Raw genomic sequence first — 25,180 nt, forward strand, 5'->3', positions numbered from 1 at the left:
CGTTCAACCGCGTATGAAACGGTCTGTGTAGGGACGGAAACCGTGCGGGTCAGTTCCCGTCACGGGGAAGCAGTGAGCCCAACGGGCCCAGATCCAGATTGAGATCGTCCATGGAAAGGCCGTACCGCTCGCACAGCTCTTCCATGCGTTCGTGAAGAATCATCAACGTCATTCCGATGCGTTCTTCCTGGTCCTCGCTGAGGTCGCCCTGGTCGACCCGGTGGACCGCCGTCCTTTCCATCAGCTGACGCAGCAACTCGACGATGGTCAGGACGAGTTTCATCAGGTCCCGTTCGACCGTGTCCGGGTCGGTGGCCAGCCTGCGGGCCGTCTCGTTCACTGCGGGGACCCCCTTCCGTAGAGTTCCGGCGCCGGTTCCTCACCGGTGATCGAGCGGATGACCGCACGAAGGTTGATGTGGACCAGGTCGACGTCGGCGATGGACAGGACGAGGTCCCCGGTCAGGACCGCCCCGCCGGTCAGGAGGCGGTCCAGCAGGTCGATGAGGGCGACCGGCGGCCCGGCCACGGGCTCGGTGTCCAGGAGGCGTCCGTCGGAGCGCACCCGGCCGAGGTCGTGGAACCTGTCGTCGGCGTACGGGGTGCTCATCGCGGCGCACCCTCGTCCTCCCCCGGCCCGGCACCGTCCGACGCGTCGCCGCCGACGCCGTCCGGTGTCGCGAACGAGTACGGGGCCCAGGGGCCGGTCACCTCGACGTGGACACCGGGAGTGCGTCCGTCCAGGCCGCCGACGTCCTCCCGGAACCGGTCCACGCTCTCCACCGGCACCAGATACGCCTCGTTGGAGAGGTTCTCGCCGCGGTGCCGGGACAACTCCCCCTGCTGGGGGCGGTGGACGGCCCTGGCGCGGGCCAGCCCTTCGGCCAGGTGCGCCGCTTCCGCCGCGACGTCGCCGGCGGCGCGGTACAGGTCCTGGGTGGTGCGCCGCCGCGCCCGGCGCTGGGCCAGGTACGCGCGTCCCGGGCTCGCGGAGCCGGCGGCGGCCTCGGGCGCGGAGGGCTCGGCGGGGGCCGGTACCGCGTCGGGGTCCGCGTAGATCTTCACACCCAGCTCGACGTGCCCGTCGAGGCCGGCGAGGAGGTCCGTGAACCGGTGCCGCTCCTCGGTGAGCATGGCGACCACGCGGCTTTCGTCGCGGTAGACCGTCGCGAGGCGCAGGGGCAGGACGACGGTCTCGGCGAACGCGGCGACGACCACGGCGTGGTGCGCGCGGGCGATCGCCTCCAGCCTCGCCAGGTCCTCCAGTTGGGCGCGGAGCGCCTGTTCGCCGAAGACGTCGGCGGGCACGGTCGACACGAGGGCGACGAGCCCGTCGACGCCGGTCAGCCGGAGGGCGTGTCCGTCGACGCCGGTCATCCCGGCGGCGGTACGGCGCAGTCCCCCGTCGTCGCGGCCGACGGCGTAGACGTACGTCAGCTCCGCACCGGCCTCGGCGCGGGCGGTGACGCCGGTCGCGGGGCCTGGGGAGGCGGTCGGCGCGAACCCGGTCCGGTCCTCCGGCGCGATGCCGGTGCCCAGACCGGTGGCGGTGGCGGTGTCATGGCCGGGGGCGGGGGCCGTGGGGGCGACGAGAGGGCGTTCCGCCGTCTCCCCGGTCTGCTCCCGGGTCTGCTCTCGGGTGCTCACCGTTCGTTCTCCTCGTCCCGGACCGCGCCGCCGGCGGGGGCCGTCTCCGGCGCGTCCGCGTCCGGGGCCGGTGCGATCGCCGTCGCCCGCAGCCGGGCCAGTTCCGCGCGGAGGCGCTCGTTCTCCTCGGCCAGCGGATCCCGCTGCCCGGCCGCACCCTGAGGGCTCTCGACCGACTGCGCCGGGCGGGCCCGGGAGGAGAGGGAGGGGTCGTGCTCCCACCAGTCGATGCCCATCTCCTTCGCCTTGTCGACCGAGGCGACGAGCAGACGGAGCTTGATCGTCAGGAGCTCGATGTCGAGGAGGTTGATCTTGATGTCGCCCGCGATGACGATGCCCTTGTCGAGCACCCGCTCCAGGATGTCCGCGAGGTTCGCGGACGAGCCCTGCGAACCGTGGACCGGTGAGGTGCGCGGTGGGGCCGGCAGACGGCCTGCGAATGATTCGGACACGGTGTCGCCCCTGTCGTTCGGTGCTCGGGCTCTCGGTCGGCTGCGGACGGGTGCCCGGCGCGTGGGAACGGCGGACGGGCTCGTCGTCGTGGTGGCTTGTCGTCGCGGTGGCTTCTCGTCGGGGTGGTCTTCCTTCGCGAGGTCGTCTACCTCCGCACGAGCGTCCTATGCCTCCGCGCGAGCGTCGTACGTCACACCCACCGCGCCGGTCCGCACCCCCGAGGCCCTTCGGGAGGGGGCGGGGCCGAGCCGGGCGCGCCGCTCGTGGGCGCGCCCGTCTCCGCTCGGCCCCGCCGGGTCCCGCTCGCCGGAGCCGCGGTCACATGGCCCTCAGGGGTCATGAGCCGCTCCCCCGGCGCTGCCGGTACTCCTCGATCGCCTCGAGGTGGTCCAGCAGTTCGTCCTCCCGCCGGTCGAACTCCTCCGCGTCGATGCGGCCTTCGGTCAGCTCGTCCGCGAGTGCGGCGAGCTGCCTGCGCACGGGCTCGGGGTCGTAGTACTCCCGCTCGGCGGCGAGCACCACTTGATCGAGCACCCAGGCCGTACCGCGCAGGGGGGCCATCGGGAAGGTCAGTACACCGGTGATGAGCCCCATGGTGGGTGCCTCCCTTCCGGAACGCTCACACGAAGCTGTACGGCGGGAGCGGACCGGTCAGCGTGAAGGTGTAGGCGGTGCCCCGCCGTTCGGCCTCCTGGCTGACGGCCCGGACGAAGGCGTCCGACGACGCGGCCGGGACGAGGAAGGAGACGTTGAGGAAGTGGCTCGCCCCCGGCTCGGCGCGGGAGACGCGGGCCGCGGCCGGGGCGAGGCGCTCCAGGGTGTCCTCGGCCTGACCGCCGCCGCGGGCGGCGACCTCCTGGGCGACCAGTTCGCCCAGCGCGATCCGGTCCTCCTGGGCGGCCGGGTTCGAGCGCGTGCGCTCGTTGAGCTCCCGGACCTGGTCGGAGTGGGCCATGATCTCGCGCAGCAGGTCCTGTTCGTCCCGGGCGGCCTTGAGGTTGTACTCGACGTGGCCGTCGAGTTCGGCCAGCCGCTGACGGTAGGCCGGCGCCTCCTGGCCGAGTACCTCGGCCACCCGCGCGTCGTCGGGGCCGAGGAGACCGAACCGCATCGGCAGGGTCGCTCCGTCCGACATCAGCGCTTCGAGGACGTGCTCGTGGGCGAGGACGTCACGGCGCTTGGCCCGCAGGCCCTCGGGCGCGTCGCTGACGACCGCGGCCACCGAGTCCGCCGTGACGGCCCGCAGCGGCGACGGGGGTTCGCCGACGCCCTGGAGGTTGTCCAGGCGCAGGGGGTGGTCGGCGGAGGTGATGGCGTATACGTAGGTGGACACCTGCTACTCCTCGCGCTCGCGTCGCTGGGCGGACGAGCGGCTCGACGTCGACTTGCGCGCCGGCTGCTTCCGCCCCTCTTCCTCGTCTTCGTCGTTCTTGGTCTTCAGGGAATCCGTGAAGGCCTCCATGGCTCCGCTCAGCGCGCCTTTCGACTTTCCTTTGGCGCCGCTCTCGGTCACGTCACCGACGATGTCGGTGAGCTGCGCGGGGGCCTTGCGGCCGGATTCCAGGTCGAGTCGGTTGCACGCCTCGGCGAACCGCAGATACGTGTCCACACTGGCGACGACCACTCGGACGTCGATCTTGAGGATTTCGATTCCGACCAGGGAGACGCGAACGAACGCGTCGATCACGAGACCTCGGTCGAGAATGAGTTCCAGAACATCGTAGAGATTGCCCGAGCCGCTTCCGCCGCTCGTTGCGTTGCTCTGCTGGACGAGTGTCACGGTGAAACTCCTTCCGGTGATGCCTGTGGCGGCCGGCGTCCCTTACACGGGGCGGTCGGCGCGCCCGTCCGCCGTCAGCGGCGGTCGATCTGGCCTCGGGCGTAGCGCTTGGTGCGCTCGTAGCCGACGAGCCGGCCCTCGGGATCGAGAGCGACGTGGTAAGACGCCATGACGCTCATCGTGTCCGGAACCTTTTCGAGTTCGACCACTTCCACATCGGCCTGCCAGCCGTCCTCGGTGGCTTTCACCGAGGAGACCGATCCCGCTGCGCACCCGAGAAGTTCGGAGAGTTGACCGGCGGCCCGGCGCATGGCCGTGGCGATGTCGACGCGCTCGCCGGTCTTCTTGTCGTCTTCTTTGTCAGTCGCGTTCATGATCCCGCCTGTAGGGCCCGGAAGATCGGCCGGGAGAGGTGTGTTTCTCCGTCCGCCGTCTATGGCTGACGTTCGCGTGCCCGGGTGTTCCGAACGTATGCGTGACTCACGCCGATTCGGCCCGCCGGTTCGACGAAATCCGGTCCGCGGCTCACAAACCGCATCGCCGGTGCGGGAGATGACGGGGGCTCCGGAGCGGGCGGTCCCGGCGTCGAGACGTACGTCACAGGCGCCGCGGCGCCCGGTTCCCGTGCCTGCCCGATGCCCTCGGTCGGATGACCGATGTGGACGGCGGGGCGGGGCGCGCATAGTCCTTCCGGACCGGCACACACGAGGCGGCAGGCTCCGGCCGGCCGCCCTTCCCTCGCGGTCCGTCGCGCTATCGAAAGGACCCCGCAGTGACCACGGACGCGGATCTGGTGTTCCTCGACGGACAGGTCGTCACCGTCGACCCCGACTTCGCCGTCGCCTCGGCGCTCGCCGTGACCGGCGGGGTCATCAGCGCCGTCGGGAGCCGGGAGGACGTCGCGCCGCTCATCGGCCCGGGCACCCGGGTCGTCGGCCTCGCGGGGGCGACGCTGCTTCCCGGTATCAACGACTCCCATCTCCACGGCTGCGCGTTCGGTCTGACCAGGCCGCCGCTGTCGCTCGACGTCGGCCATCCCGCCGTACGGTCCCTGGCCGACGTGGCCGCCGCCGTCCGCGAGGCGGCCGGGCGGGTGCCGGCGGGCGAGTGGATCGTCGGGGGCGGCTGGGACCCCGGCTTTCTCGACGAGTGCGTCGCCGACCCGTCCCGGCTGCCGACCCGGCAGGACCTGGACGCCGTCAGCCCGGACCATCCGGTGCTGCTGCACTCGTTCTCCGGCCACGCCACCTGGGTCAACTCCCGTGCCCTGCGGCTCGCCGGCGTCGACCGGGACACCGTCGCCCCGCCCGGCTCGGTCATCGTCACCGACGGCGCCGGGGAGCCCACCGGCCTGCTGCAGGAGGGGGCACAGGCCTTCGTCGAACGGGTGCTGCCGCCCCTCTCCCCCGAGACGCGCACCGCCGCGGTCAGGGCGGCCCTGGAGACGCTCGCCGGGCTCGGGATCACCAGCTTCACGGAGCCGGGCCTGGGCCCCGGCGGCGACCGCATCATGCGCGGTTCCATGGGCTCGGCCACCCTCGACGTCTACCGCCGGCTGCTCGCAGACGGGGAGCTGACGGCACGGGTCGGCGTCCTGCTGCTGCCGACCGGCATGGCGAGCACCGCCGAGGAGTTCGCCCGCGCCCTGGACACGATGGAGGTCCCGGCCGACACCGATCCGCGGCTGCTGCGGATCCTCGGCGTCAAGGTCTTCGCCGACGGCATCGTCCCCAACAGGACGGCGTGGATGCACGAGTCGTACGTCGGCGGGGGCTGCGGCGCCCTCTGCGTCGGCGGCGGTACGGACGCGGAGCGGGTCGCCGAGATGGGGGCGATGCTGCGTCACGCGCACCGGGCGGGATACCAGCTCGGCGTCCACGTCACGGGCGACCGCGCGATCGACACCGTCGTCGACGCCTTCACCGCCGCGACGGCCGAGCACCCCCGCCCCGACGCCCGGCACTACGTCATCCACGGCGACTTCCTGGGCCCGCGCAGCATGAAGGCGCTCGCCGAGCACGGCTTCGGGGTCAACATGAACCCCACCATCAAGTGGACCGTCGCGGACATGGAGGAGGAGTTCGTGGGCCCGGAGCGGGCCGCGTACGCCTGGCCCTACCGGGACGCCATCGACGCGGGGGTGCGGGTGGCCAGCGGCTCCGACGCCCCCGTGACCTTCCCGGACTGGCGGCAGGGCGTCGCCACGATGCTGCTCCGCGAGTCGAAGGGCTCGGGCCGGGTCAGCGGGCCCGGCCAGCGCATCGGGCTCGCGGAGGCGATCCGTACGTACACCGTCGACGCGGCCTGGCAGGACTTCGCCGAGGACTGGAAGGGCTCCCTGGAGGTGGGGAAGGTCGCGGACCTCTGCGTGCTCGGCGGGAATCTGCTGACCGCCGATCCGCACGACATCCCGCGGATGCCGGTCCTCCTCACCGTCGTGGACGGCCGCGTCGTCCACGACGCCATGCCGGTTTGACCCCGCCCGCTTCCATGATCACCCTGGGGGCATGACATCCGAACGGAGCACCTGGCCGTTCTGGCCGCGGCCCTCCACGTGCGCGAGACGGCCCGGAGCGCGGCCGAAGGCGCCGCCGGAGCCGACACGGTCCTGGCGGCGCTGTCCGAGGTCGTGGCGTACGACCACGCCTCCCTGACCCGTTGGGATCCGCTGCGGCGCCACCACACCACGCTGGCGGGCGACTATCCGTACGACGCCACGGCGTACATCGAGACACGGCTCCACGACGACCCGGTCTTCGCGGTGCTCCGCGACCCGGCGCGCGGCGGGCTGTGGCTGCGGGACGTCCCGCCGCCGCTCCTCGCGGCCTCGCCGGGCTTCCGGGACGTGCTGCGGCCGCTGGGCATCGAGGACGGGGTCGCGCAGTGCCTGTTCGCGCCGGACGGCCGGTACGTCGGGATGCTCAACGTCAGCACGCGCCGGCCCCGGAGCCCGCGCGACCCCGCACGGGCCGTGGTGACGCTGCTCACCGAGTCCCTGGCCCTGCTCACGGCCTCGTTCGCCGGCCCCGTACCGCGGGAGTCCGCGACCGGTGGGTACGGGAGGAGGGCGTACGGCTCCGCCGCCGCGCCGGGCGGGCTGTCCCCGCGCGAGCTGGAGGTGCTGGGCGAGCTGACCGGCGGACGGACCAACCGGGAGATCGCGGGGCGGCTGCACATCGCCCCGCGCACGGTGGCCACGCACGTCGAGCACATCCTGGCCAAGCTCGACCTCCCCAACCGGGCGGCCGCCGCCGCCCGCGCGGCCGCCTGGGGGCTCGAACCGGGTCCGTGAGCGGTGCGACCGAGCCGGGGAGACGTGCCTGCGGGGCGTCAGGCCCGTTCGTCCACGCGCCCGTTCAGGGAGAAGAGGAGCCATTCGAGCCAGTCGGCCGTGACCCCGAAGGACGCCGCCCAGGTGTGCATGCAGGTGATGTACGCGGTGTAGCGGGCGGGCCAGTGCCGGGTGCCGGCCGCCTGCCAGGTGGTCCAGCCGAGGGCGTTGAGGGAGTGCAGGACACGGGCGTCGAGGATCAGGGCCCTCGGGGACGGGGCGGGGCGGTCGTCCACGGCCGCGAACCACTTGGTGAAGAAGGAGCGCCCCACGCCGTCGAGGACGAACCGGCGGTAGGCCTCGGCGGGATCGCCGTCCCGGACCGCTTGGCGCGTGGCGTCGAGAACGGCCGGCAGGCGGGGGTCGGCGAGGGCGGCCGCGGTGTACCGCGGCCCGCGGCCGTTGGTGGTGCCCGAGCCCCACACCATGACGGCCACGAAGAGGTCCCGCAGCCGCTCGGGGTCGTCCCCGGCGCGGTCGCGCAGCGCGGCCAGATCACCGCGGCCGAGCAGGCGGTCTCCGCCGCGGCCGTCCGCGCAGCCGACACCGATGTCGAGCACGTGGGCCGCGCCGTGCGGTTCCAGCCGGGGGCGCCAGGTGGACGGGCGGAAGCGGACGGGGCTCTGGGCGAGGTCGCGGTGGCGGTCGACGAGGTCGCGCAGCCGGTCCATGGCTCCTCCTTCGGCCGCGACGGCGGCGGGTGGCTGCGCCCAGTGTGGCGCAACCGGCGGCACAGCGCGGTCCGTTCGGCGGATGCCGAGGGGGCGGGTGGCGGTGACGCGACGAGGGGCCGTTCCCTTCGGAAGGGAACGGCCCCGTGCGTCGGTCGGGACGGGCGTCAGCGGCGGCTGCGTACCAGCAGGTACAGGAAGTACGGCGTGCCGATCACCGCCGTCATGTGGCCCGCGCCGAGCTGGGCCGGGGCGATCACCGTGCGGCCGACCAGGTCCGCGACGGAGACGAGGAGCGCGCCGAGGAGCAGGGCGACGGGGACGACCGGGTGTGGCGGCGGCCGACGAGGGCGCGGGCGGCGTGCGGGGCGACGAGGCCGACGAAGCCGATCGTGCCGGCGGCCGACACGGCGGTGGCGCTGAGCAGGACGCTGAGGACGAGGAAGCCGAGGCGCCCCTTGCCGACGTCGAGGCCGAGGAGCCGGGGCGTGTCCTCGTCGAGGGAGATCAGGTCGAGTTCGGTGCGCTGGGTGACGGCGACGAACACGCCCACGACCAGGACCGCGGCGAGGGGCAGCAGATCGGGGAAGGTCCGGCCGTAGGTGGAGCCGGAGAGCCAGGTCAGCGCCTTGATGGCGTTGAACGGGTCGGTGAGGATGATCAGCAGGCTGACCAGGGCGGAGGTGGCGGTGGCGACGCCGAAGCCGACGAGGACGAGCCGGTTCTGCTGGAACCCGCCCTTCGCGGCGAGCCCGAAGACGACCGTGGCGCTGATCGCGGCGCCCGCGAACGCGGCGCCCGCCACGCTCCACGACGCGGCGAGGGGAACGGTGGTCACCAGCAGGACGGCGCCGAGGGCCGCGCCGCCGGTGACGCCGAGGATGCCGGGCTCCGCGAGCGGGTTGCGGGTGACGGCCTGGACGAGGGTGCCGGCCAGGGCGAGGGACGCGCCCGCGAGGAGCGCGGCGAAGACGCGGGGCAGCCGGGTGTCGAGGACGAACGAGACGGCCCGCCCGGCCCTGCCCTGCGCCCAGTTCACGACGTCGCCGAGCAGCAGCGCGGTGTCGCCCAGCAGGACGGCGCCGATGGTGACGCCGACGAGGGCGGCCGCCAGGACGGCGGTGGTGGCGAGGAAGACGGTCCGGCTGCGCAGGCGCAGCCGTTCGGTCGCCGTGGTTCCCGCGGTGTCGCGGACCCGGGTGGCCAGGACGATGAGGAAGCAGGCGCCGACCAGGCTGGTGACGACGCCGGTCGGTACGGCGACGGCGAGGTCCGCGGGGACGACGGAGCGCAGGAGGACGTCGGAGCCGAGGACGAGCGCGGCGCCGGCGAGGCCGGTGAGCGGCAGGCCGGCGCGCGACTTGGCGAAGCCCCGGAAGCGGCGGGCGAGGGGGCGGACCAGCGCGGGGGCGCAGAGGCCGACGAAGCCGATCGGTCCGGCGAGGGTGACGGCCGCCGCGGAGAGCATGGCGGCGAGCACGACCGCGGTGACGCGGGTGGTGCGGACCGGGACGCCGAGGCCGCGGGCGGCGTCGTCCCCGAGTGCCAGGGCGTCGACCCGGCGGGCGACGAGGAGGAGTCCGAGGAGGGCGAGGACGCCGACGGGCGCCAGTTGCAGGACGCCGTCGAATCCGCTCTGGGAGATGCTGCCCTGGTTCCACTGGTAGAGGCCGTCGGTCTGCCGGGGGAAGAGCAGGAGGAGTCCCTCGGTGGCGGCGGTGAGGCCGAGGGTCAGGGCGCTGCCGGCGAGGACGAGCCGTACGGTGCCCGCTCCGAGCCCGGACAGGCCGAGGACGACGGCGGCTGCGGCGAGGCCGCCGGCGAAGGCGACGCCGGCGCCGGCGACCAGCGGGAGGGTGAGGCCGGTGACGGAGGCGGCGCCGAGGGCGAGGTAGGAGCCGGCGTTGACGGCGAGGGTGTCGGGTGAGGCGATGACGTTGCGGCTCACGGCCTGCAGGGCGGCGCCCGCCATGCCGAGGACGACGCCGACGAGGATGCCGGCGGCCGCGCGGGGCAGCCGGGAGGCGATGACGACGGAGGCGTCGGAGGGGTCGGCTCGGCCGGTGAGGGCCTTCCAGACCTCCGGCGCGCCGACGGCGGCGGTGCCCTGGGTGATGTCGACGGTCGCGAGGACGGCGACGAGGAGGACGAGGCCGGCCGTCACCGCGACCGCGCCCGTACGGGACGCGGCCGCCGCGGGACGGGTGGCGGTGGTGGTCGAGGTGACGGCCATGGTCCTACTTCGTCAGCGCGGTGACGACCGCGTCGATGTACGCGTTCATGGACCCGGGTCCGCCGAACATCCAGATGCCGTCGGGCAGGCGGTGGACGTCGCCCTTCTTGACGAACGGCAGGGAGGTCCAGACCTTGTCCTTGGCGAGGGCGCCGGCGAAGGGGGTGCTGGACGCGTCGCCGGCGTTGCCGATGTAGGCGAACTGCACGTCGCCGAGCTTGGTGAGGCCCTCGACGTCGGTGGTGCCGAGGCCGTAGGCCGCGTCGCCCTTGACGGTCCAGGCGTTCTTCAGGCCGAGCTTCTCGTTGACGGCGCCGATGAGGGAGCCGCTGGTGAAGGGCCGGATCGAGACCTGGTTGGAGACGATGTAGCCGTCGGCGAAGGCGTAGCGCGCGCCGCCGAGGCCGGCGCCGGCGAGGGCCTTCCTGCCCTCCGCGATCTTCGCCTCGAACTGCTTCTTGAGCGTGGCTGACTGCTCGGTGGTACCGGTGGCCTTGGCGATGAGGTCGAGGTTCTTCGTCATCCGCCCGATCGGGTCGGCGGCGTCGGCGGCGCGGAGCTCCAGGACGGGGGCGACCTTGCGGAGCTGCTTGACGGCGGCCGCCGGGAGGTCGGTGGCGACGATGAGGTCGGGGGCGAGGCCGGCGATGGTGTCCATGCTCGGCTCGCCGCGGGTGCCGATGTCCTTGGGCTCGTTCTTCAGCGGGACGGCGGAGTCCCACATCTTGTAGCCCTTGACGTCGGAGACGCCGACGGGGGCGACGCCGAGGGAGACGAGGCTCTCGACGACGTTCCACTCGGTGGCGACGACCTTCTTGGCGGGGCCGTCGAGCTCGACCTTGGTGCCGGAGTCGTCGGTGAGCGTGATGCGCTCGGCGGGCTTCTTGGTGTCGTTGTCGGCGGCGGGCTCGGTCGTCCCGCAGGCGGTCATGGTGAGGGCCGCGGCGGTGGCGGCCGCGGTGAGGAGGAGGCGTCTCATGAGGAGGTGCCGAGCCTTTCGCTTCGCGTGTGGTGGCGGCCGATGGCGCGGGTGCGCAGCCGCCCGGTGAGGGTGTCGGTGTCGACTTCGATGCGGATGCCGTAGGTGTCGGTCAGCCGCTGTGCGGTGAGGACGTCGTCCGGGAGGCCGTCGGCGACGACGCGGCCCGAGCTGAGGAGGACGATCCGGTCGGCGACGGCCGCGGCCTGGTCGAGGTCGTGCAGGACGGCGCCGACGGCGATGCCGTGGTCGTCCGCCAGGTCCCGTACGAGGTCGAGGAGTTCGACCTGGTAGCGGAGGTCGAGATAGGTCGTGGGTTCGTCGAGGAGGAGGACGCCGGTCTCCTGGGCGAGGCAGCCGGCCAGCCAGACGCGCTGGAGCTGGCCGCCGGACAGGTGTTCGGCGCCCCGGTCGGCGAACTCGGCGACGCCGGTGAGGGCGAGCGCGCGATCGACGGCGGCCCGGCCGTCGGGGTCCGCCTTGCCCCAGCGGCCGCGGTAGGGGTAGCGGCCGAATTCGACGACGTCCCGGACGGTCAGTCCGCCGGGGGTGGGCCGGCCCTGCGTCAGCAGGGCGACCCGGCGCGAGAACTCACGGGGTGACAGGGCGAGGCCGTCGGTGTCGGCGTCGATGACGAGCGTGGCGGTACGGGGCCGCTGCAGGCGCGCGAGGGTGCGCAGGAGCGTCGACTTGCCGCTGCCGTTCGGGCCGACCAGGACGGTCACTTCGCCGGGTCGCAGCGTCAACGCGGCGTCGTGGACGACGTCGACGCCGTCGTACGCCACGGTGACGTCCGTGGCCGACAGTTCATGGCCGCGGGGTCGGGCCGCGGTTCCCTCTTCACCAGCTTGCACGACCCGAAGGTTAGCCTAACCTAATCGGCCTCGGAAAGACGGCCCCCGGGTCGCGCACAAGACGCCATTCGGCCACGTTTATTCGGCCACCCCGCGGGCGGCCGGCCGGGGCGACACGGGTGCTCGCGATATGGACGTACGGGCTCAAGTGTAGTTAGGTTAGCCTTACCTCAGTCGAAGCGGCGTGCCGTTCCGACCCGAGCCTTCATCCGGACCCGCCCCGCGAGGAGTTCACCGTGAGCGCCGCCACCGACACCGTCCTGCCCGAGCAGACCGCGCCGGAGCTCGTCCGCTCCGTGCTCGCCCGGGCCGTCTCCCTGTCGCTCACCACGGAGGGGCAGGAGTACGACCTGATCGGTCTGCACGCGGTGGACAGGAAGGGGCGGATCACCCTCCGCCCCCAGCCGGACAGCCCGCTGGCCGCCCAGATCGCCTCCGCGCCGCGTGGCAGCCTCGCCGCCCTCCTGGAGTTCACCGACATCGCGCCGACGGCGCTGCGCGACCGCGTACGGGCCCGGGTGACCGTCTCCGGATGGCTCGCCCCGGCCGACGGGCCGGACGGCGAGACGCTCCGCCTCGACCTAGCCCGGGTGACCCTGAAGACCTCGGCGCGGACCACCGAGGTCGGCCTCGACGCGTTCGCCCTCGCCGCGCCCGACCCGCTCGCCGTGGAGGAGGCCGCGATGCTGACGCACCTCGCCGACGCCCACGACGACATGGTGGCCGACCTCGTCGTCCTCGCCGGGGCCCGGCTGCCGCACGGCGTCGTCCGGGTCATGCCGCTGGCCGTGGACCGGCACGGAATCACCCTGCGCTGCGAGTACCGCGAGGGCCACTGCGACCTGCGCCTGCTGTTCCCCGTCACGGCCCGGGACGCGGCCGAGGCCGGCGAGCAGGTCCGGCAGCTCCTCACGACGCCCCGCTGCGCGCACCACCGGCACCCCTCCCCGCGCCCCTGACGGCGCCCGGGCGGGCTTCCGGGCGGGCATTCGATCACCCGCCGCCGCCGTTCACCGCCAACTCGGCGTGAAGACAGCGCGGTTGAGAGCGGATGGGCGTGACGAGCCGGGCACGAGGGAGCCACCGCCCAGTGAGACTTAGGTTAGGCTCAGCTAAGCAGTGATCGTGGGGGCGCCGAGGTTCGCCCCCTTGTTCGGGGAGGAAGCACCCATGGGTCTGCCGGCCATCGAGACCTACCCCATGCCGTCCCCCGGCGCGCTCCCCCGCTCCTGCGCCTCCTGGTCCATCGATCCCGGCCGCGCCGCGCTCCTGGTCCTCGACATGCAGAACCACTTCGTCGGACCGTTCCCCACCGGCCACGCTCCGGTGGTGCAGCTGGTCGCCAACATCGCCGCCCTGCGCGAACTCGCCGGAGCGCTCGGCATGCCCGTCGTCTTCAGCGCCGAGCCCGCCGCCCAACGCCCGGGCCAGCGCGGCCTCGTCGCGGACGTCTGGGGCCCCGGCATAGGGGAACCAGACGCCGCCGCCATCGTCGAGCCGCTGACGCCCCGCCCCGGCGAGCACCTGCTCGCCAACGTGCGCCACAACGCCTTCCTCCGCAGCCACCTCGGCCGGCTCCTCCGCGAGGAGGGCCGCGACCAGCTGATCCTCTGCGGTGTGTACGCCCACCTCGGCGTCCTGCTGACCGCGGCGGACGCCTTCATGAACGACATCCAGCCCTTCGTCGTCGCCGACGCCGTCGCGGACTTCTCCCCGGAGGAGCACGCCATGGCCCTGCGGTGGGCCGCCCGCAGCGGGGTGGTGTGCACGACCGAGTCCTTGCTGCGCGACCTCCTGCTCAACAGGCGGTCGCCTCGCGAGGCGCGCAGGGACGCGTGACAGCGCCCCCTGTGACAGCAGCCCCCACACGTACCGAGAGAGACGGATCGAGATGACCTTGAGGGTCGCGGTGGCCGGTGCCAGCGGCTACGCCGGCGGGGAGATCCTCCGCCTGCTGGTGACGCATCCCGGCGTGGAGATCGGCGCGCTGACCGCGCACGGCAACGCGGGCCGGCCGCTCGGTTCCGTCCAACCGCATCTGGCCGCCCTCGCGGACCGTGTGCTGACGGCGACCACGGCGCAGACCCTGCGCGGTCACGACGTCGTCTTCCTCGCCCTGCCGCACGGGCAGTCGGCCGCGCTCGCCGCCGAGCTGGACCCGGACACCCTCGTCGTGGACTGCGGCGCGGACTTCCGGCTGCGCGACCCGGCCGCCTGGGAACGGTTCTACGGCTCCGCCCACGCCGGCACCTGGCCGTACGGGCTGCCGGAACTCCCCGGCGCCCGTCACGCGTTGAAGGGCTCGCGGCGGATCGCCGTACCGGGGTGCTACCCCACGGCGGTGACGCTCGCACTGTTCCCCGCCTACGCCGACCGCCTCGTCCGGCCGGAGGCCGTGATCGTGGCGGCCAGCGGCACGTCCGGCGCCGGACGGACCCTGAAGCAGCACCTGCTGGGCGCCGAGGTGATGGGCTCCATGAGCCCGTACGGCGTCGGCGGCGGCCACCGCCACACCCCGGAGCTGACGCAGAACCTCTCCGCGGTGGCGGGCGAGCGCGTCACGGTCTCCTTCACCCCGACCCTGGCCCCGATGCCCCGGGGCATCCTCGCCACCTGCTCCGCCGCCCTGCGCCCCGAGGCCGCCGCGGCCGGCGGGGAGCGGGTGCGCGCGGCGTACGAAGCCGCCTACGCCGACGAGCCGTTCGTCCGCCTGCTGCCGGAGGGGCAGTGGCCCTCGACCGCCGCCGTCCTCGGCTCCAACACCGCGCAGGTGCAGATCGCCGTGGACCCCGACGCCGGCCGGCTGATCTGCGTGAGCGCCATCGACAACCTGACGAAGGGCACCGCGGGTGGCGCGGTGCAGAGCATGAACGTCGCCCTGGGCCTGCCCGAAGAGCTGGGCCTGCCGCACAACGGAGTGGCTCCGTGAGCGACGTGCGCACGACCGCCGGTCCGAAGTCGACGACGAAGCCCGCACCACCGCGCCGTGCGGGCACGGTCGCGGGAACCGCCCGGGCGTCGGCCCCGGCGGAGAACGGAGAAGCACAGTGAGTGTGACCGCAGCCCGTGGGTTCCTCGCCGGCGGAGTGGCCGCCGGCATCAAGGAGTCCGGCGACCGCGACCTGGCCCTGGTGGTGAACCACGGGCCGTCCCGCGCCGCCGCCGGGGTCTTCACCTCCAACCGTGTGCAGGCCGCGCCCGTCCGCTGGTCCCGGCGCGTCCTGTCCGACGGCCGGATCACGGCCGTCGTCCTCAACTCCGGCGGCGCCAACGCCTGTACGGGGCAGGCGGGCGCCGTCGACGCCCTGCTGATGGCCGAGCACACCGCCCGGGTCGTCGACACGGTCCCGCACGAGGTCGCGGTGTGCTCCACCGGGCTCATCGGCGTACGGCTGCCCATGGACCGCGTCATGGCGGGCATCACCGCCTGTGGCGGCGCGCTGTCCCCGGAGGGCGGCGAGGACGCCGCCGTCGCGATCAAGACGACCGACTCGGTGCACAAGAGCGCCGTCGTCACCCGGGCCGGCTGGACCGTGGGCGGGATGGCGAAGGGCGCGGGCATGCTCGCCCCCGGCCTCGCCACCATGCTGGTCGTCCTCACCACGGACGCCGACGTGAGCGCGGACGCGCTCGACCCGGCGCTCCGGACGGCGGTGCGCACCACCTTCGACCGGGTGGACTCGGACGGCTGCATGTCCACCAACGACACCGTCCTGCTGCTCGCGTCGGGGGCCTCCGGGACCGTGCCCGACGCGGAGGAGTTCGCCGAGGCCGTGCACGCGGTCTGCCTGGACCTGGCACGGCAGCTGATCGCGGACGCCGAGGGCGCCTCCAAGGAGATCGAGGTGACCGTCGTCGGCGCGGCCACCGAGGAGGACGCCGTGGAGGTCGGCCGGTCCGTGGCCCGCAACAACCTCCTCAAGTGCGCCCTGCACGGGGAGGACCCGAACTGGGGCCGGGTGCTGTCCGCGATCGGTACGACCTCGGCCGTCTTCGACCCCGACCGGCTGGACGTGGCGATCAACGACGTCTGGGTGTGCCGCAACGGCGCCGCCGGCGAGTCGCGGGACAAGGTCGACCTGTCCGGGCGCTCGGTCACGATCACGGTGGACCTCTGCTCCGGCGACTCCTCGGCGGTGATCTGGACCAACGACCTCACCGCCGAGTACGTCCACGAGAACAGCGCGTACAGCTCATGAGCGGGCCGGGGACGACACGCACCGGACACCTGCCCGGCGGGGACGCGCGCCCGGCGCCGTCGGCGGCACGGCCGATGGTGCGGCTCGACATCACCGACGCCGGCGCCGCCGGGCTGACCGCCGCCGACCTGCCGTGGCTCGAGGAGCTCCAGGGCCGGACGGTCGTCATCAAGTTCGGCGGCAACGCCATGGTCGACCCGGCGCTGCACCGGACCTTCGCGCAGGACGTCGTGGAGCTATGGCACGCGGGCCTGCGGCCGGTCGTCGTGCACGGCGGCGGGCCGCAGATCAGCTCCATGCTCGCCCGCCTCGACCTGGAGGTCCGCTTCGAGGCGGGGCTGCGGGTGACCACGCCGGAGACCATGGACGTGGTCCGGATGGTGCTGACCGGATCGGTCCAGCGCGAGCTCGTCGGCGCCCTCAACGCCCACGGCCCCTTCGCCGTGGGCCTGTCGGGCGAGGACGCGCACACCATGACGGCCGTACGGCGGCCCGCGTGGGTGGACGGCCGGCCCGTGGACATCGGCCTCGTCGGCGAGGTCGTGGACGTCGACCCGCGTACCGTGCGCACCCTGCTCGACGAGGGCCGGATCCCCGTGGTCTCGCCCGTCGCGCGCGGGACGGACGGGGAGGTGTACAACGTCAACGCCGACCTCGCCGCCTCCGCGCTGGCCGTGGCCCTCGAAGCGGAGCGGCTGGTGCTCCTGACCGATGTCGAGGGGCTGTACGCCGACTGGCCGCGCAGCACCGAGGTGATCGAGCGTCTGACGGCGGGGCAGCTGGACGCGCTGCTCCCGGCGCTCGTCAGCGGCATGCTGCCGAAGATGGAGGGCTGCCTGCGGGCGGTCCGGGCGGGCGTCCGCCGGGCCCAGGTCGTCGACGGCCGGGTGCCGCACGCGCTGCTGCGCGGCGTCTTCGCCGAGCACGGCCCGGGCACGACCGTGGTACCGGACCCCGCCCCGGTCTCGCACCGCGTGCCGGACGACGGGCCGCACGACGCGACGACGACAAATCACGAGGCGGGCCCCCGGCCCGCGACCGAGGAGGTCGGCGCGTGACCGACGACGACGGCGCCCGCACGCTCACCGACCGCTGGCGCGCGGTCATGATGGACACGTACGGCACGCCCCCGCTCGCCCTGGTCCGGGGCGAGGGCAGCACGGTCCGGGACGAGGCGGGGCGCGCGTACACCGACTTCACCGGCGGGATCGCGGTCAACACCCTGGGCCACGCCCACCCGGCCGTCGTCTCCGCCGTGCGGACCCAGATCGCCCGCCTGGGCCATGTCTCCAACCTCTTCGTCGCCGAACCGCCGGTCGCGCTGGCGGAGCGGCTGCTGGGCCTGCTGGACCGGCCGGGCCGGGTCTTCTTCGCGAACTCCGGTACGGAGGCGGTCGAGGCGGCCTTCAAGCTCGCCCGGCGCACCGGGCGGCCACGTCTGGTCGCCGCGGCGGGCGGGTTCCACGGGCGGACCATGGGAGCGCTGGCCCTCACCGGTCAGCCGGCCAAACAGGATCCCTTCCTGCCGCTGCCGGGAGAGGTCACGCACGTGCCGTTCGGCGACGTGGCGGCGCTGCGCGCGGCGGTCACGGAGGAGACCGCGGCGGTGGTCCTCGAACCGGTGCAGGGCGAGGCCGGTGTCGTCCCGGCGCCCGCCGGGTATCTGCGCGCCGCCCGGGAGATCACCCGGGCGACCGGCACCCTGCTCGTCCTGGACGAGGTCCAGACGGGCATCGGCCGGACCGGCCACTGGTTCGCGCACCAGGCCGTCGACGGCGTGGACCCCGACGCCCTCACGCTCGCCAAGGGCCTGGGCGGCGGCCTGCCGATCGGCGCCCTGGTCGCCTTCGGCGCGGCCGCCGACCTGCTCGGCCCCGGCCAGCACGGCTCCACCTTCGGCGGCAACCCGGTCGCCTGCGCGGCCGGCCTCGCCGTGCTGGACACCATCGATGCCGAGGGGCTCCTCGCCCGGGTCACCCGGGCGGGCGACCGCCTGCGCCGGGGCATCGAGGCGCTGGGGCACCCCCGGATCGCCGAAGTCCGCGGCACCGGCCTCCTCCTCGGCGTCGTCCTCACCTCCCCGACCGCCGCCCTGGTCCAACAGGCGGCCCAGGACGCCGGTTTCCTCGTCAACGCGGCCGGCCCGGCCGTCGTACGGCTGGCTCCCCCGCTGATCGTGACGGACCGCGAGATCGACGAACTGGTCGAGGCACTGCCGAAGATCCTCGCCGCCTGAGGCGGGCGGCCGCGCGAAAACGGCGGGGCCGGGAGAGCAACGGACCGTACGAAAGGGGCGGGCCCGGGAGCCACACGGCTCCCGGGCCCGCCCCTTTCGTACCGCGGACCGGGTGTCCCCTCCCCGGCGCCGGGCACCGGCCACGGGTTCGGGGGCTGCCCGGCGCGGCGCGCGAGAACGGTCGGGGCGCAGCGGGGGTTCAGCGGGTCACAGCGCGCGGGCCAGGACGCGGGCGTTGCGGCGCGGGTCCAGGGATTGGGCCCAGGCGGGCGGTGCCAGGTTCGGGCAGGCGGGGGCGAAGCCGTGGCGCAGGAAGAGGCGGCCGCTGCCCGTCGTCGCCGTGAAGAGGGTGCGCAGGGAGTGGCTCCGCGCTCGCGCGACCGCGGCGTGCAGGAGTCTGGCGCCCATGCCGCCGCCCTGCCGGTGTCCGGCGACGCAGAAGTTGTAGAGGACCCCGGCGGCGCCGCGGCCGGTGACCGGGTCCCCGGGGTGCAGGCTCAGTCCGAGGCAGCCGTCGAGGGACCCGTCGAGGGCCTCGGCGACGAGGAAGTCGCCGGACTGGGAGGCGTACTGGGCCCTGGAGCGCTCGCGCAGCGCGGCGGAGCGGGCGAACGGCCCGGACAGGGCGGCGAGCGCGGCGGCGTCGGAGGGCCTCGCGGGCCGGACGGAGAACGGGGCGGGGCCGGGCGAGTGCGCGACGCGGGGCAGCGTGGCGGGGCGCGGCATGACCGTGATCAAGGCTTTCCTTCCTCGGTTCCACCGCGCGCGAAAGGGGGGAGGGTCGGTTCGCCGCGCAACCCCGGTGAAACACTCAGGAGTCAGGTTAGCCTCACCTAAGTAAATGACCAAGTCGGCGTGTGCCGAGCGGATTTCGGCGAGTCACCGGCGGACCGCGCAGGCCGCCGCGTACCCGGGAAACGTCGGCACGTCCGTCACCGACCAGCCGGGCACGTCCGCCGGCTCCGCCCCCGTACCCACGTACGTGACGGACGGGTCCTCGCCAAGCCCGATGCCGACGCCCTTGAGATAGGCCTCCTTCCGTGCCCAGCAGCGCCCGACGGCGGCGGGCAGCTCCGACGGCGGCAGGGCCGCCAGCTCGGCGCGCTCGCTCCGGTGCAGCAGCCCGGCGACCTCCCCGGCCGCCTCGGGCGTCGGCCGTTCCTCGACGTCGACGCCCACGGGGGTGTCGGCGAACGCGATCAGGACGGCGTCGCCGGCGTGCGAGAGGGAGAAGTGCAGCGGGACGGGCGGGGGGCCGGCCACGGCGGGGCGGCCGTGCGGACCGCCGCAGCCGGGGCACGCCTCGGGCGCGAACCGCACCTGGGCCGGGTCGCGGCCCAGGTAGGCGCCGAGGAGTTGCCGGAGCGCCACGTGGGCGACGCGGTAACGGTCCCGGTCGGCGGCCCGGCGCAGGGCCCCGCATCTGGCCCGCTCGCCGTCGTCGAGCAGCGCGGACAGGGCGTGGGCGCGGGCCGCGAACGCGCCCACGGGCGCGGTCCACAGCCGGGGGCCCTGCCCGCCCCGCCACGCCGGGGGCAGGGGGTCGACGCCCCAGCGCGCCGGGGCCGCCGCTACGCGCACCGTCGGCCCGGGTAGTCGTCGAACTCCGGCACCCCGGCGCCGCGCATCCGGCGCAGCACCTCCGCCAGGTCCGCGTCGTCCACGTCGTGCGGGATGTTGTCCTCCCGGTCGAAGACCATGACGTCGCCCTGGCCCGCGTGCCAGATCACCCAGCGCGGCGGGGCGACGGGGGTCTGCCAGAGCGGGGAGAGCCGGTGCAGCGAGTTACTCACAGTTTCCGTCCTTCCGTGGCCTCGCGTCCGTCCACGAACGTCGCCACGATCTCGATGTCGCCGATGTGGGAGGGGTCGACGCGCCGCGGGTCGTCGCCGAGGACGACGAGGTCGGCGCGCTTGCCCGGGCTGAGGCTGCCCGCGGTGTCGTCCCACCGGCAGGCGTAGGCGCCGGCGACCGTGTAGGAGCGCAGCGCCTCGTCGACGGTGACGGCCTCGTCGGGACCGACCGGCCGGCCCGAGAGGGAGGCGCGTTCGACCATGAACTGCACGGCCCGCAGCGGCGATCCGTCGGTGACGGGACGGTCCGAGCTGCCGACGAGCGTGACGCCGTGGTCGAGGAAGCCGCGGCCCCGGTACATCCAGGGGGCGCGCTCCGGGCCCATGATCGTGGAGTAGTCGTCGCCGAAGTAGCGCAGGAAGTTGGGCTGGACGACGGCGCTGAGGCCGAGCCGGGCGAAGCGCGGGAGCTGGTCGGGCCGGATGAGTCCGGCGTGTTCGATCCGGTGGCGGGCGTCGGGCCGGGGCCGCAGGGCCTGGGCCCGCTCCAGGGCGTCGAGCGCGAGGTCGGCTGCCCGGTCGCCGATGGCGTGGACGGCGAGCTGCCAGCCGGCGAGGTGACCGTCGACGATGAGGGAGGCGAGGTGCTCGGGGTCGGCCTGCAGCTGGCCGGTGCCGTCGGTCCCCTCGTACGGTGCGGTGAGGGCGGCCGTACGCGCCATCATCCCGCCGTCGGTGTAGATCTTGAGCGCGCCGACGGAGAGCCAGTCGTCGCCGAAGCCGGTCCGCAGGCCGAGGTCGAGGCCCCGGGGTATGCCGTCCCCCTCGTGCGCGCCGACCGGGTGCAGGGTGTCGGCGCCGGGCATGAGCTGCACGCGCAGGGGCAGCCGGCCCTGGTCCCGCAGCAGTTGGTAGGCGCCCAGTTCGACGGGGCTGTGGCCGAGGAGCCCGCCGCCGATGCCGGCCTCGGCGGCCGCCGTGATCCCCTCGGAGAGACAGACGCGGCCGGCGTACTCGATGGCGTCGGCCAGCTCCTCCTGCGCGTAGGGCAGGCGCAGCCGCCGTACGGCGCCCATGGCGCTCTCGACGAGGAGGCCGTTCTCGTGGGGCACGTCGGCCGGGAGCAGCCGGAGGACGGCGGAGTTGACGACGCAGGCGTGGCCGGAGGTGTGCATGAGGAACACCTTGTGGCCGGGGGCGACCCGGTCCAGTTCCGCGGCCGTCAGGTGCCGGCCGAGGGCGCGCTGGTCGTAGCCTCCGACGTGCACCCACGCGCCGGGGGCGCTCGCGCGGGAGACGGCGTCCGCGACGACGGCGAGCGCGTCCTCGATCCGCTCACAGCCGGCGAGGGTGGGCGAGGCCGCCTTCAACCCCGTCCACGCCAGGTGCACATGGCTGTCGATGAAACCGGGCAGCACGGTGGCGCCCTGGAGGTCGATGACCTCGCGGGCGGGCAGCGCCGTCACGGCCTCGTCGAGGCCGACGATCCGACCGTGCCAGATGCCCAGGTCGTGGGCGACCGGGTGGTCGGGATCCATGGTGAGGATGCGCGCGTTGGTGATCCTCGTGCACAGCATCATGGGCAGTCCGTCCCTGGGGAGTGTGCGGAAGGTGTCGGCGCCCGCCCCGGAGGGGCGGGGATGCGCGGCCGGGCGCGACGGCGTACGTCCTACGGTGTCTCGGCGAACACGGCGTCGGTGGTCCGGGCGCCTTGCGGGCCGCCGTCCGTCTCGTACCGCCGGGGCGCGGCGGGCACCATCAGGGGTGTGCCGGTCTCGGGGTCGTCGATGATCCGGCACGGCAGTCCGAAGACGTCCTCGACGAGTTCGGCGGTCATGACCGTCGCGGGGTCGCCCTGGGCGGCGATGACGCCGCCGGGCCGCATCACGATGAGGTGGGTGGCGTAGCGGCAGGCCTGGTTGAGGTCGTGCAGGACCGCGACGACCGTGTGCCCCTTGCGGGCGTGCAGTTCGGCGCAGAGGTCGAGCACCTCGACCTGGTGGGCGATGTCCAGGAAGGTGGTGGGCTCGTCGAGCAGCAGGATGGAGGTCTGCTGGGCGAGGACCATGGAGAGCCAGACGCGCTGGCGCTGGCCGCCGCTGAGGTCGTCCACCGGCCGGTCGGCGAGGTCGAGCACGTCGGTCTGGCGCATCGCCTCGACGACGGCCGTCTCGTCCTCGGCGGACCACTGCTTGAGCAGCCGCTGGTGGGGGTAGCGGCCGCGGGCCACGAGGTCGCCGACGGTGATGCCGCCGGGCGCGCTGGAGGACTGCGGGAGCAGGCCGAGGCGGCGGGCGACCTCGCGCGAGCGGTACGAGGCGATGGCGGCGCCGTCGAGGTAGACCTGGCCGGCCTTGGGCTTGAGCATCCGGGCGAGCGCCGTGAGCAGCGTCGACTTGCCACAGGCGTTGGGCCCGATGATCACCGTGAAGGAGTGGTCGGGGATGTCGACGCTCAGGGACGCGGCGACCGTCCGCTGGTCGTAGGAGAGCGTGAGGTCCTCGGCGCGCAGCCGGGGCTGCGGAGGGTTCGTTGCGGTCATGCGCGGCTCTTTCGCGACTCGGAGATCAGCAGCCAGATGAGGTAGAGACCGCCGACGGCGCCCGTCGCCGTGCCCACCGGGAGGAGCGCGGGCGCGAAGGCCCGCTGGACGACGAGGTCGCTGACGACGAGCAGGACGGCGCCCATGAGGGCGGACGGCAGGAGGGCCGGGGCGGAGGAGCGGGTGAGGCGGCGCACCACCTGGGGCGCCGCGAGGGCGATGAACCAGATGGGGCCGGTCACCGCGGTGGCGAAGGCGGCCAGGGAGACGCTGATGACCAGCAGGGCGGTGCGCGTACGGCCGACGTTGACGCCGAGCCCCATGGCGGTGTTGTCGCCCATCTCCACCATGGCGAGGCGCCGGGAGAGGAACAGGGCGGGGGGCAGCAGGACGGCGAGGGCGATGCCGATGGCGTTGGCGTGCACCCACAGCCGGTTGCCGAGGCTGCCGATCAGCCAGGCCTGGGCTTCCAGCGCCTCCTGGAAGCTGGCCCGGGTGATCAGGTAGGAGTTGACGGCGAGCAGCAGGGCGCTGACGCCGACGCCGATGACGACCAGCCGGAAGCCCTGCAGTCCGCGGCCGATCATCAGGAGGTGGACGGCGAGGGCGGTGGCGAGGCCGCCGACCAGCGCGCCGAACGCGATCTGGGTCATGCTGCCGTGGAGCAGGATGATGACGACGAGCGCGCCCACGGCGGAGCCGTTGGTGAAGCCGATGATGTCGGGGCTGCCGAGGGAGTTGCGGGTCAGGCTCTGCAGGATCGCCCCGCTCACGGCGAGGGCCGCGCCGACGAACACCGCGGTCAGGATGCGGGGCATCCGCAGCGTGTTGACGACGAAGTCGGCGGCCCCAGACCCCTGGCCGGTGAGGGCCTGGAGCACCTCGGGGACGGTGAGCGGGAAGTCGCCGGTGGTCAGGGTGATGCCCACGACGAGGACCAGGGCGGCGAGCAGCAGCGTGGTGACGGTGAGGGTACGGCTCTGGACGCGCAGGGAGACGCCCGCGGTACGGATGACCCGGCCGCTGATGACCCGGGGGTTCGGGGCGTCCTCGGCGCCGGGTCCGGGCGCGGGTGGGTGCGGGGAGTCGGGTCCGGAGGGGTCGGAGGTCTTCGCCTCCCGTACGACGCTCACAGCATGACCAGCTTTCGACGGCGGCACAGCGCGATGAAGAGGGGCGCCCCGATGAAGGCGGTGACGATGCCGACCTGCACCTCGCCGGGGGCGCCGAGCACCCGGCCGACGACGTCCGACCCGATGAGCAGGACGGGCGCGAGGAGCATCGAGTACGCGAACACCCAGCGCTGGTCGGGTCCGACGACGAACCGGGCGATGTGCGGTACGGCGAGGCCGACGAAGCTGATCGGGCCGACCGCGGCGGTGGCGGCCCCGCACAGGAGCATCACGGCCAGGGCGGCCAGCACGCGGGTGCGGCCGATGTTCACGCCGAGGGCCCGCCCCACCTGTTCGCCCATGGCGAGGGCGTTGAGGGAGGGGGCCAGGAGGAGCGCGAGGACCACTCCGACGACGACGAAGGGCAGGATCAGGAGGACGATGTCGTAGTACCGGCCCGCGAGCGATCCCACCGTCCAGAAACGGAACTGGTCGAACGCCTCCGGGTCGAAGATCAGCACGCCCCAGTTGAAGGCGTACAGGACGGCGGTGACCGCCGCGCCGGCGACGACGAGCCGGTCGGGGGTGGCCAGTTTCCGCCCAGAGGAGCCGAGGAGGTAGACGCCGACCGAGGCGATGGCCGCCCCGGCGAGGGCGAACCAGACATAGCCGAGGGGCGAGGCGACGCCCACGAAGGCGATGGCCACGACGACGCCCGCCGAGGCGCCCAGGTTCACCCCGAGGAGGCCGGGGTCGGCGAGCGGGTTGCGGGTCAGGGCCTGCATCAGCGCGCCGGCGAGGCCGAGGGCGATGCCGACGAGGAGGCCGAGGAGGGTGCGGGGGATGCGGTACTCGTGGACGATGACGGCGGCCTCGGACTCGTCAGGGTTCCACAACAGGTCCCAGGTGGAGGCGAAGGGGATGCCCCGGGTGCCGACCCAGACGCTGACCAGGGCGACGACGACCAGCGCGCCGAGCGTGACGAGGAGCCCGATGCCGCGCAGGGCCGTGGTGGCCGGACGGACCGCGGGCGCGACGGGGTCGGGGGGACCACCGGTCCTGCTCCCGGACGCCGCCTGAGTTTCGACGGACAACGACCACTCCCCTGGCGGTGGTTGGCGCACCCCACGTACGCGAGGCGTCAAACTGGAACTGCCGCTCGGCGACTTGACGCAAAGGACACTGGAACTTAGGTGAGCCTAACCGTACAGTCGTGGCGGGTCAACGCGGCCCCCGTCCGACGAGGGGACTCGTACACCCCTCCTCTCCCAGGGGCCCCGCAGGACGTCTTGGCAGCGACCATATTTAAGATAGCCTTACCTAACCACCCCCCGTCTCGTGGAGGATCCGC

Annotated in this window: 26 protein-coding genes and 1 pseudogene; 8 read left to right on the forward strand and 19 right to left on the reverse strand. The window is 73.8% G+C overall.

The features are described from left to right. Positions 1-49: 49 nt before the first annotated feature. The 8 genes from ACFZBD_RS03945 to ACFZBD_RS03980 form a co-directional block, all read right to left on the reverse strand. Positions 50-340, reverse strand: coding sequence for a gas vesicle protein GvpK (locus ACFZBD_RS03945; RefSeq protein ID WP_391134839.1), 291 nt, complete (start codon positions 338-340; stop codon positions 50-52). After that, positions 337-609, reverse strand: a complete 273-nt coding sequence (locus ACFZBD_RS03950) for a gas vesicle protein GvpJ (RefSeq protein ID WP_391134842.1) — start codon at positions 607-609, stop codon at positions 337-339. Before ACFZBD_RS03950 ends, ACFZBD_RS03945 begins: the two co-directional genes overlap by 4 nt. Next, the gene (locus ACFZBD_RS03955; protein WP_391134845.1) at positions 606-1,646 is read right to left on the reverse strand and encodes a GvpL/GvpF family gas vesicle protein; all 1,041 of its coding nucleotides are present in this window, start codon (positions 1,644-1,646) and stop codon (positions 606-608) included. The genes ACFZBD_RS03950 and ACFZBD_RS03955 overlap by 4 nt, the downstream gene beginning before the upstream one ends. Beyond that, positions 1,643-2,098 carry a gas vesicle protein GvpJ gene (locus tag ACFZBD_RS03960; protein ID WP_391134848.1) on the reverse strand — a complete coding sequence of 152 codons (456 nt, stop codon included), beginning with the start codon at positions 2,096-2,098 and terminating at the stop codon, positions 1,643-1,645. Before ACFZBD_RS03960 ends, ACFZBD_RS03955 begins: the two co-directional genes overlap by 4 nt. A 337-nt stretch (positions 2,099-2,435) precedes the next feature. Further along, positions 2,436-2,693: a gas vesicle protein GvpG gene (locus ACFZBD_RS03965; RefSeq protein WP_391134852.1), complete on the reverse strand. Its 258-nt coding sequence runs from the start codon at positions 2,691-2,693 to the stop codon at positions 2,436-2,438. A 25-nt stretch (positions 2,694-2,718) separates the two neighbouring features. Beyond that, on the reverse strand, positions 2,719-3,432 hold the full coding sequence (locus tag ACFZBD_RS03970) for a GvpL/GvpF family gas vesicle protein (protein WP_391134855.1): 714 nt from the start codon (positions 3,430-3,432) through the stop codon (positions 2,719-2,721). A 3-nt stretch (positions 3,433-3,435) separates the two neighbouring features. Further along, positions 3,436-3,879 carry a gas vesicle protein GvpJ gene (locus ACFZBD_RS03975; protein WP_391134858.1) on the reverse strand — a complete coding sequence of 148 codons (444 nt, stop codon included), beginning with the start codon at positions 3,877-3,879 and terminating at the stop codon, positions 3,436-3,438. A 74-nt stretch (positions 3,880-3,953) separates the two neighbouring features. Further along, complete coding sequence (locus ACFZBD_RS03980; protein WP_391134861.1) at positions 3,954-4,253, reverse strand: gas vesicle protein GvpO; 300 nt, start codon at positions 4,251-4,253, stop codon at positions 3,954-3,956. Positions 4,254-4,651: 398 nt separating this feature from the next. On the opposite strand from ACFZBD_RS03980, the gene ACFZBD_RS03985 reads away from it, so the two are divergent. Both ACFZBD_RS03985 and ACFZBD_RS03990 read left to right on the forward strand, forming a co-directional pair. Next, positions 4,652-6,355: an amidohydrolase family protein gene (locus ACFZBD_RS03985; RefSeq protein ID WP_391134864.1), complete on the forward strand. Its 1,704-nt coding sequence runs from the start codon at positions 4,652-4,654 to the stop codon at positions 6,353-6,355. Positions 6,356-6,433: 78 nt separating this feature from the next. Further along, positions 6,434-7,171: a LuxR C-terminal-related transcriptional regulator gene (locus ACFZBD_RS03990; RefSeq protein ID WP_391134867.1), complete on the forward strand. Its 738-nt coding sequence runs from the start codon at positions 6,434-6,436 to the stop codon at positions 7,169-7,171. A gap of 38 nt (positions 7,172-7,209) precedes the next feature. Here ACFZBD_RS03990 and ACFZBD_RS03995 read toward each other — a convergent pair whose 3' ends face one another. The 4 genes and pseudogenes from ACFZBD_RS03995 to ACFZBD_RS04010 all read right to left on the reverse strand — a co-directional run bounded on the left by ACFZBD_RS03995 (position 7,210) and on the right by ACFZBD_RS04010 (position 11,947). Beyond that, on the reverse strand, positions 7,210-7,881 hold the full coding sequence (locus ACFZBD_RS03995; RefSeq protein WP_391134870.1) for a hypothetical protein: 672 nt from the start codon (positions 7,879-7,881) through the stop codon (positions 7,210-7,212). Positions 7,882-8,048: 167 nt separating this feature from the next. Beyond that, positions 8,049-10,114, reverse strand: a pseudogene (locus ACFZBD_RS04000) (iron ABC transporter permease). A gap of 4 nt (positions 10,115-10,118) precedes the next feature. Continuing rightward, positions 10,119-11,093 (reverse strand): ABC transporter substrate-binding protein, encoded by a 975-nt coding sequence (locus tag ACFZBD_RS04005; protein WP_391134873.1) that lies wholly within the window; start codon positions 11,091-11,093, stop codon positions 10,119-10,121. Then, positions 11,090-11,947 carry an ATP-binding cassette domain-containing protein gene (locus ACFZBD_RS04010; RefSeq protein WP_391134876.1) on the reverse strand — a complete coding sequence of 286 codons (858 nt, stop codon included), beginning with the start codon at positions 11,945-11,947 and terminating at the stop codon, positions 11,090-11,092. The genes ACFZBD_RS04005 and ACFZBD_RS04010 overlap by 4 nt, the downstream gene beginning before the upstream one ends. A 236-nt stretch (positions 11,948-12,183) precedes the next feature. On the opposite strand from ACFZBD_RS04010, the gene ACFZBD_RS04015 reads away from it, so the two are divergent. From ACFZBD_RS04015 to ACFZBD_RS04040, 6 genes are all read left to right on the forward strand, one after another. Continuing rightward, positions 12,184-12,906 carry a DUF2470 domain-containing protein gene (locus tag ACFZBD_RS04015; protein WP_391134879.1) on the forward strand — a complete coding sequence of 241 codons (723 nt, stop codon included), beginning with the start codon at positions 12,184-12,186 and terminating at the stop codon, positions 12,904-12,906. Between the two features lie 211 nt (positions 12,907-13,117). After that, positions 13,118-13,786: an isochorismatase family protein gene (locus ACFZBD_RS04020; RefSeq protein ID WP_391134882.1), complete on the forward strand. Its 669-nt coding sequence runs from the start codon at positions 13,118-13,120 to the stop codon at positions 13,784-13,786. Positions 13,787-13,838: 52 nt separating this feature from the next. Then, the gene (gene argC / locus ACFZBD_RS04025; protein WP_391134885.1) at positions 13,839-14,876 is read left to right on the forward strand and encodes an N-acetyl-gamma-glutamyl-phosphate reductase; all 1,038 of its coding nucleotides are present in this window, start codon (positions 13,839-13,841) and stop codon (positions 14,874-14,876) included. A 118-nt stretch (positions 14,877-14,994) separates the two neighbouring features. Next, positions 14,995-16,146, forward strand: coding sequence for a bifunctional glutamate N-acetyltransferase/amino-acid acetyltransferase ArgJ (gene argJ / locus ACFZBD_RS04030; protein ID WP_391134888.1), 1,152 nt, complete (start codon positions 14,995-14,997; stop codon positions 16,144-16,146). 74 nt (positions 16,147-16,220) lie between these two features. After that, positions 16,221-17,204 (forward strand): acetylglutamate kinase, encoded by a 984-nt coding sequence (argB, locus tag ACFZBD_RS04035; protein WP_391135932.1) that lies wholly within the window; start codon positions 16,221-16,223, stop codon positions 17,202-17,204. After that, positions 17,201-18,382, forward strand: coding sequence for an acetylornithine transaminase (locus ACFZBD_RS04040; RefSeq protein ID WP_391134891.1), 1,182 nt, complete (start codon positions 17,201-17,203; stop codon positions 18,380-18,382). The genes argB and ACFZBD_RS04040 overlap by 4 nt, the downstream gene beginning before the upstream one ends. A 207-nt stretch (positions 18,383-18,589) precedes the next feature. Here ACFZBD_RS04040 and ACFZBD_RS04045 read toward each other — a convergent pair whose 3' ends face one another. The 7 genes from ACFZBD_RS04045 to ACFZBD_RS04075 all read right to left on the reverse strand — a co-directional run bounded on the left by ACFZBD_RS04045 (position 18,590) and on the right by ACFZBD_RS04075 (position 24,923). After that, on the reverse strand, positions 18,590-19,120 hold the full coding sequence (locus ACFZBD_RS04045) for a GNAT family N-acetyltransferase (protein ID WP_391134894.1): 531 nt from the start codon (positions 19,118-19,120) through the stop codon (positions 18,590-18,592). A gap of 141 nt (positions 19,121-19,261) precedes the next feature. Continuing rightward, a complete protein-coding gene (locus tag ACFZBD_RS04050; protein ID WP_391134897.1) occupies positions 19,262-19,963 on the reverse strand; it encodes a 4'-phosphopantetheinyl transferase superfamily protein in 702 nt (233 codons plus the stop codon). Beyond that, on the reverse strand, positions 19,954-20,175 hold the full coding sequence (locus tag ACFZBD_RS04055; protein WP_391134900.1) for a hypothetical protein: 222 nt from the start codon (positions 20,173-20,175) through the stop codon (positions 19,954-19,956). Before ACFZBD_RS04055 ends, ACFZBD_RS04050 begins: the two co-directional genes overlap by 10 nt. Next, on the reverse strand, positions 20,172-21,752 hold the full coding sequence (locus ACFZBD_RS04060; RefSeq protein WP_391135935.1) for an amidohydrolase family protein: 1,581 nt from the start codon (positions 21,750-21,752) through the stop codon (positions 20,172-20,174). Before ACFZBD_RS04060 ends, ACFZBD_RS04055 begins: the two co-directional genes overlap by 4 nt. 92 nt (positions 21,753-21,844) lie before the next feature. Then, positions 21,845-22,717 carry an ATP-binding cassette domain-containing protein gene (locus ACFZBD_RS04065; RefSeq protein WP_391134903.1) on the reverse strand — a complete coding sequence of 291 codons (873 nt, stop codon included), beginning with the start codon at positions 22,715-22,717 and terminating at the stop codon, positions 21,845-21,847. Next, positions 22,714-23,850: an iron chelate uptake ABC transporter family permease subunit gene (locus ACFZBD_RS04070; RefSeq protein WP_391134906.1), complete on the reverse strand. Its 1,137-nt coding sequence runs from the start codon at positions 23,848-23,850 to the stop codon at positions 22,714-22,716. The genes ACFZBD_RS04065 and ACFZBD_RS04070 overlap by 4 nt, the downstream gene beginning before the upstream one ends. Continuing rightward, complete coding sequence (locus ACFZBD_RS04075; protein WP_391134909.1) at positions 23,847-24,923, reverse strand: iron chelate uptake ABC transporter family permease subunit; 1,077 nt, start codon at positions 24,921-24,923, stop codon at positions 23,847-23,849. Before ACFZBD_RS04075 ends, ACFZBD_RS04070 begins: the two co-directional genes overlap by 4 nt. Between the last annotated feature and the right edge of the window lie 257 nt (positions 24,924-25,180).

The sequence above is a fragment of the Streptomyces sp. NPDC008121 genome (assembly GCF_042957155.1).
Lineage (GTDB): Bacteria > Actinomycetota > Actinomycetes > Streptomycetales > Streptomycetaceae > Streptomyces.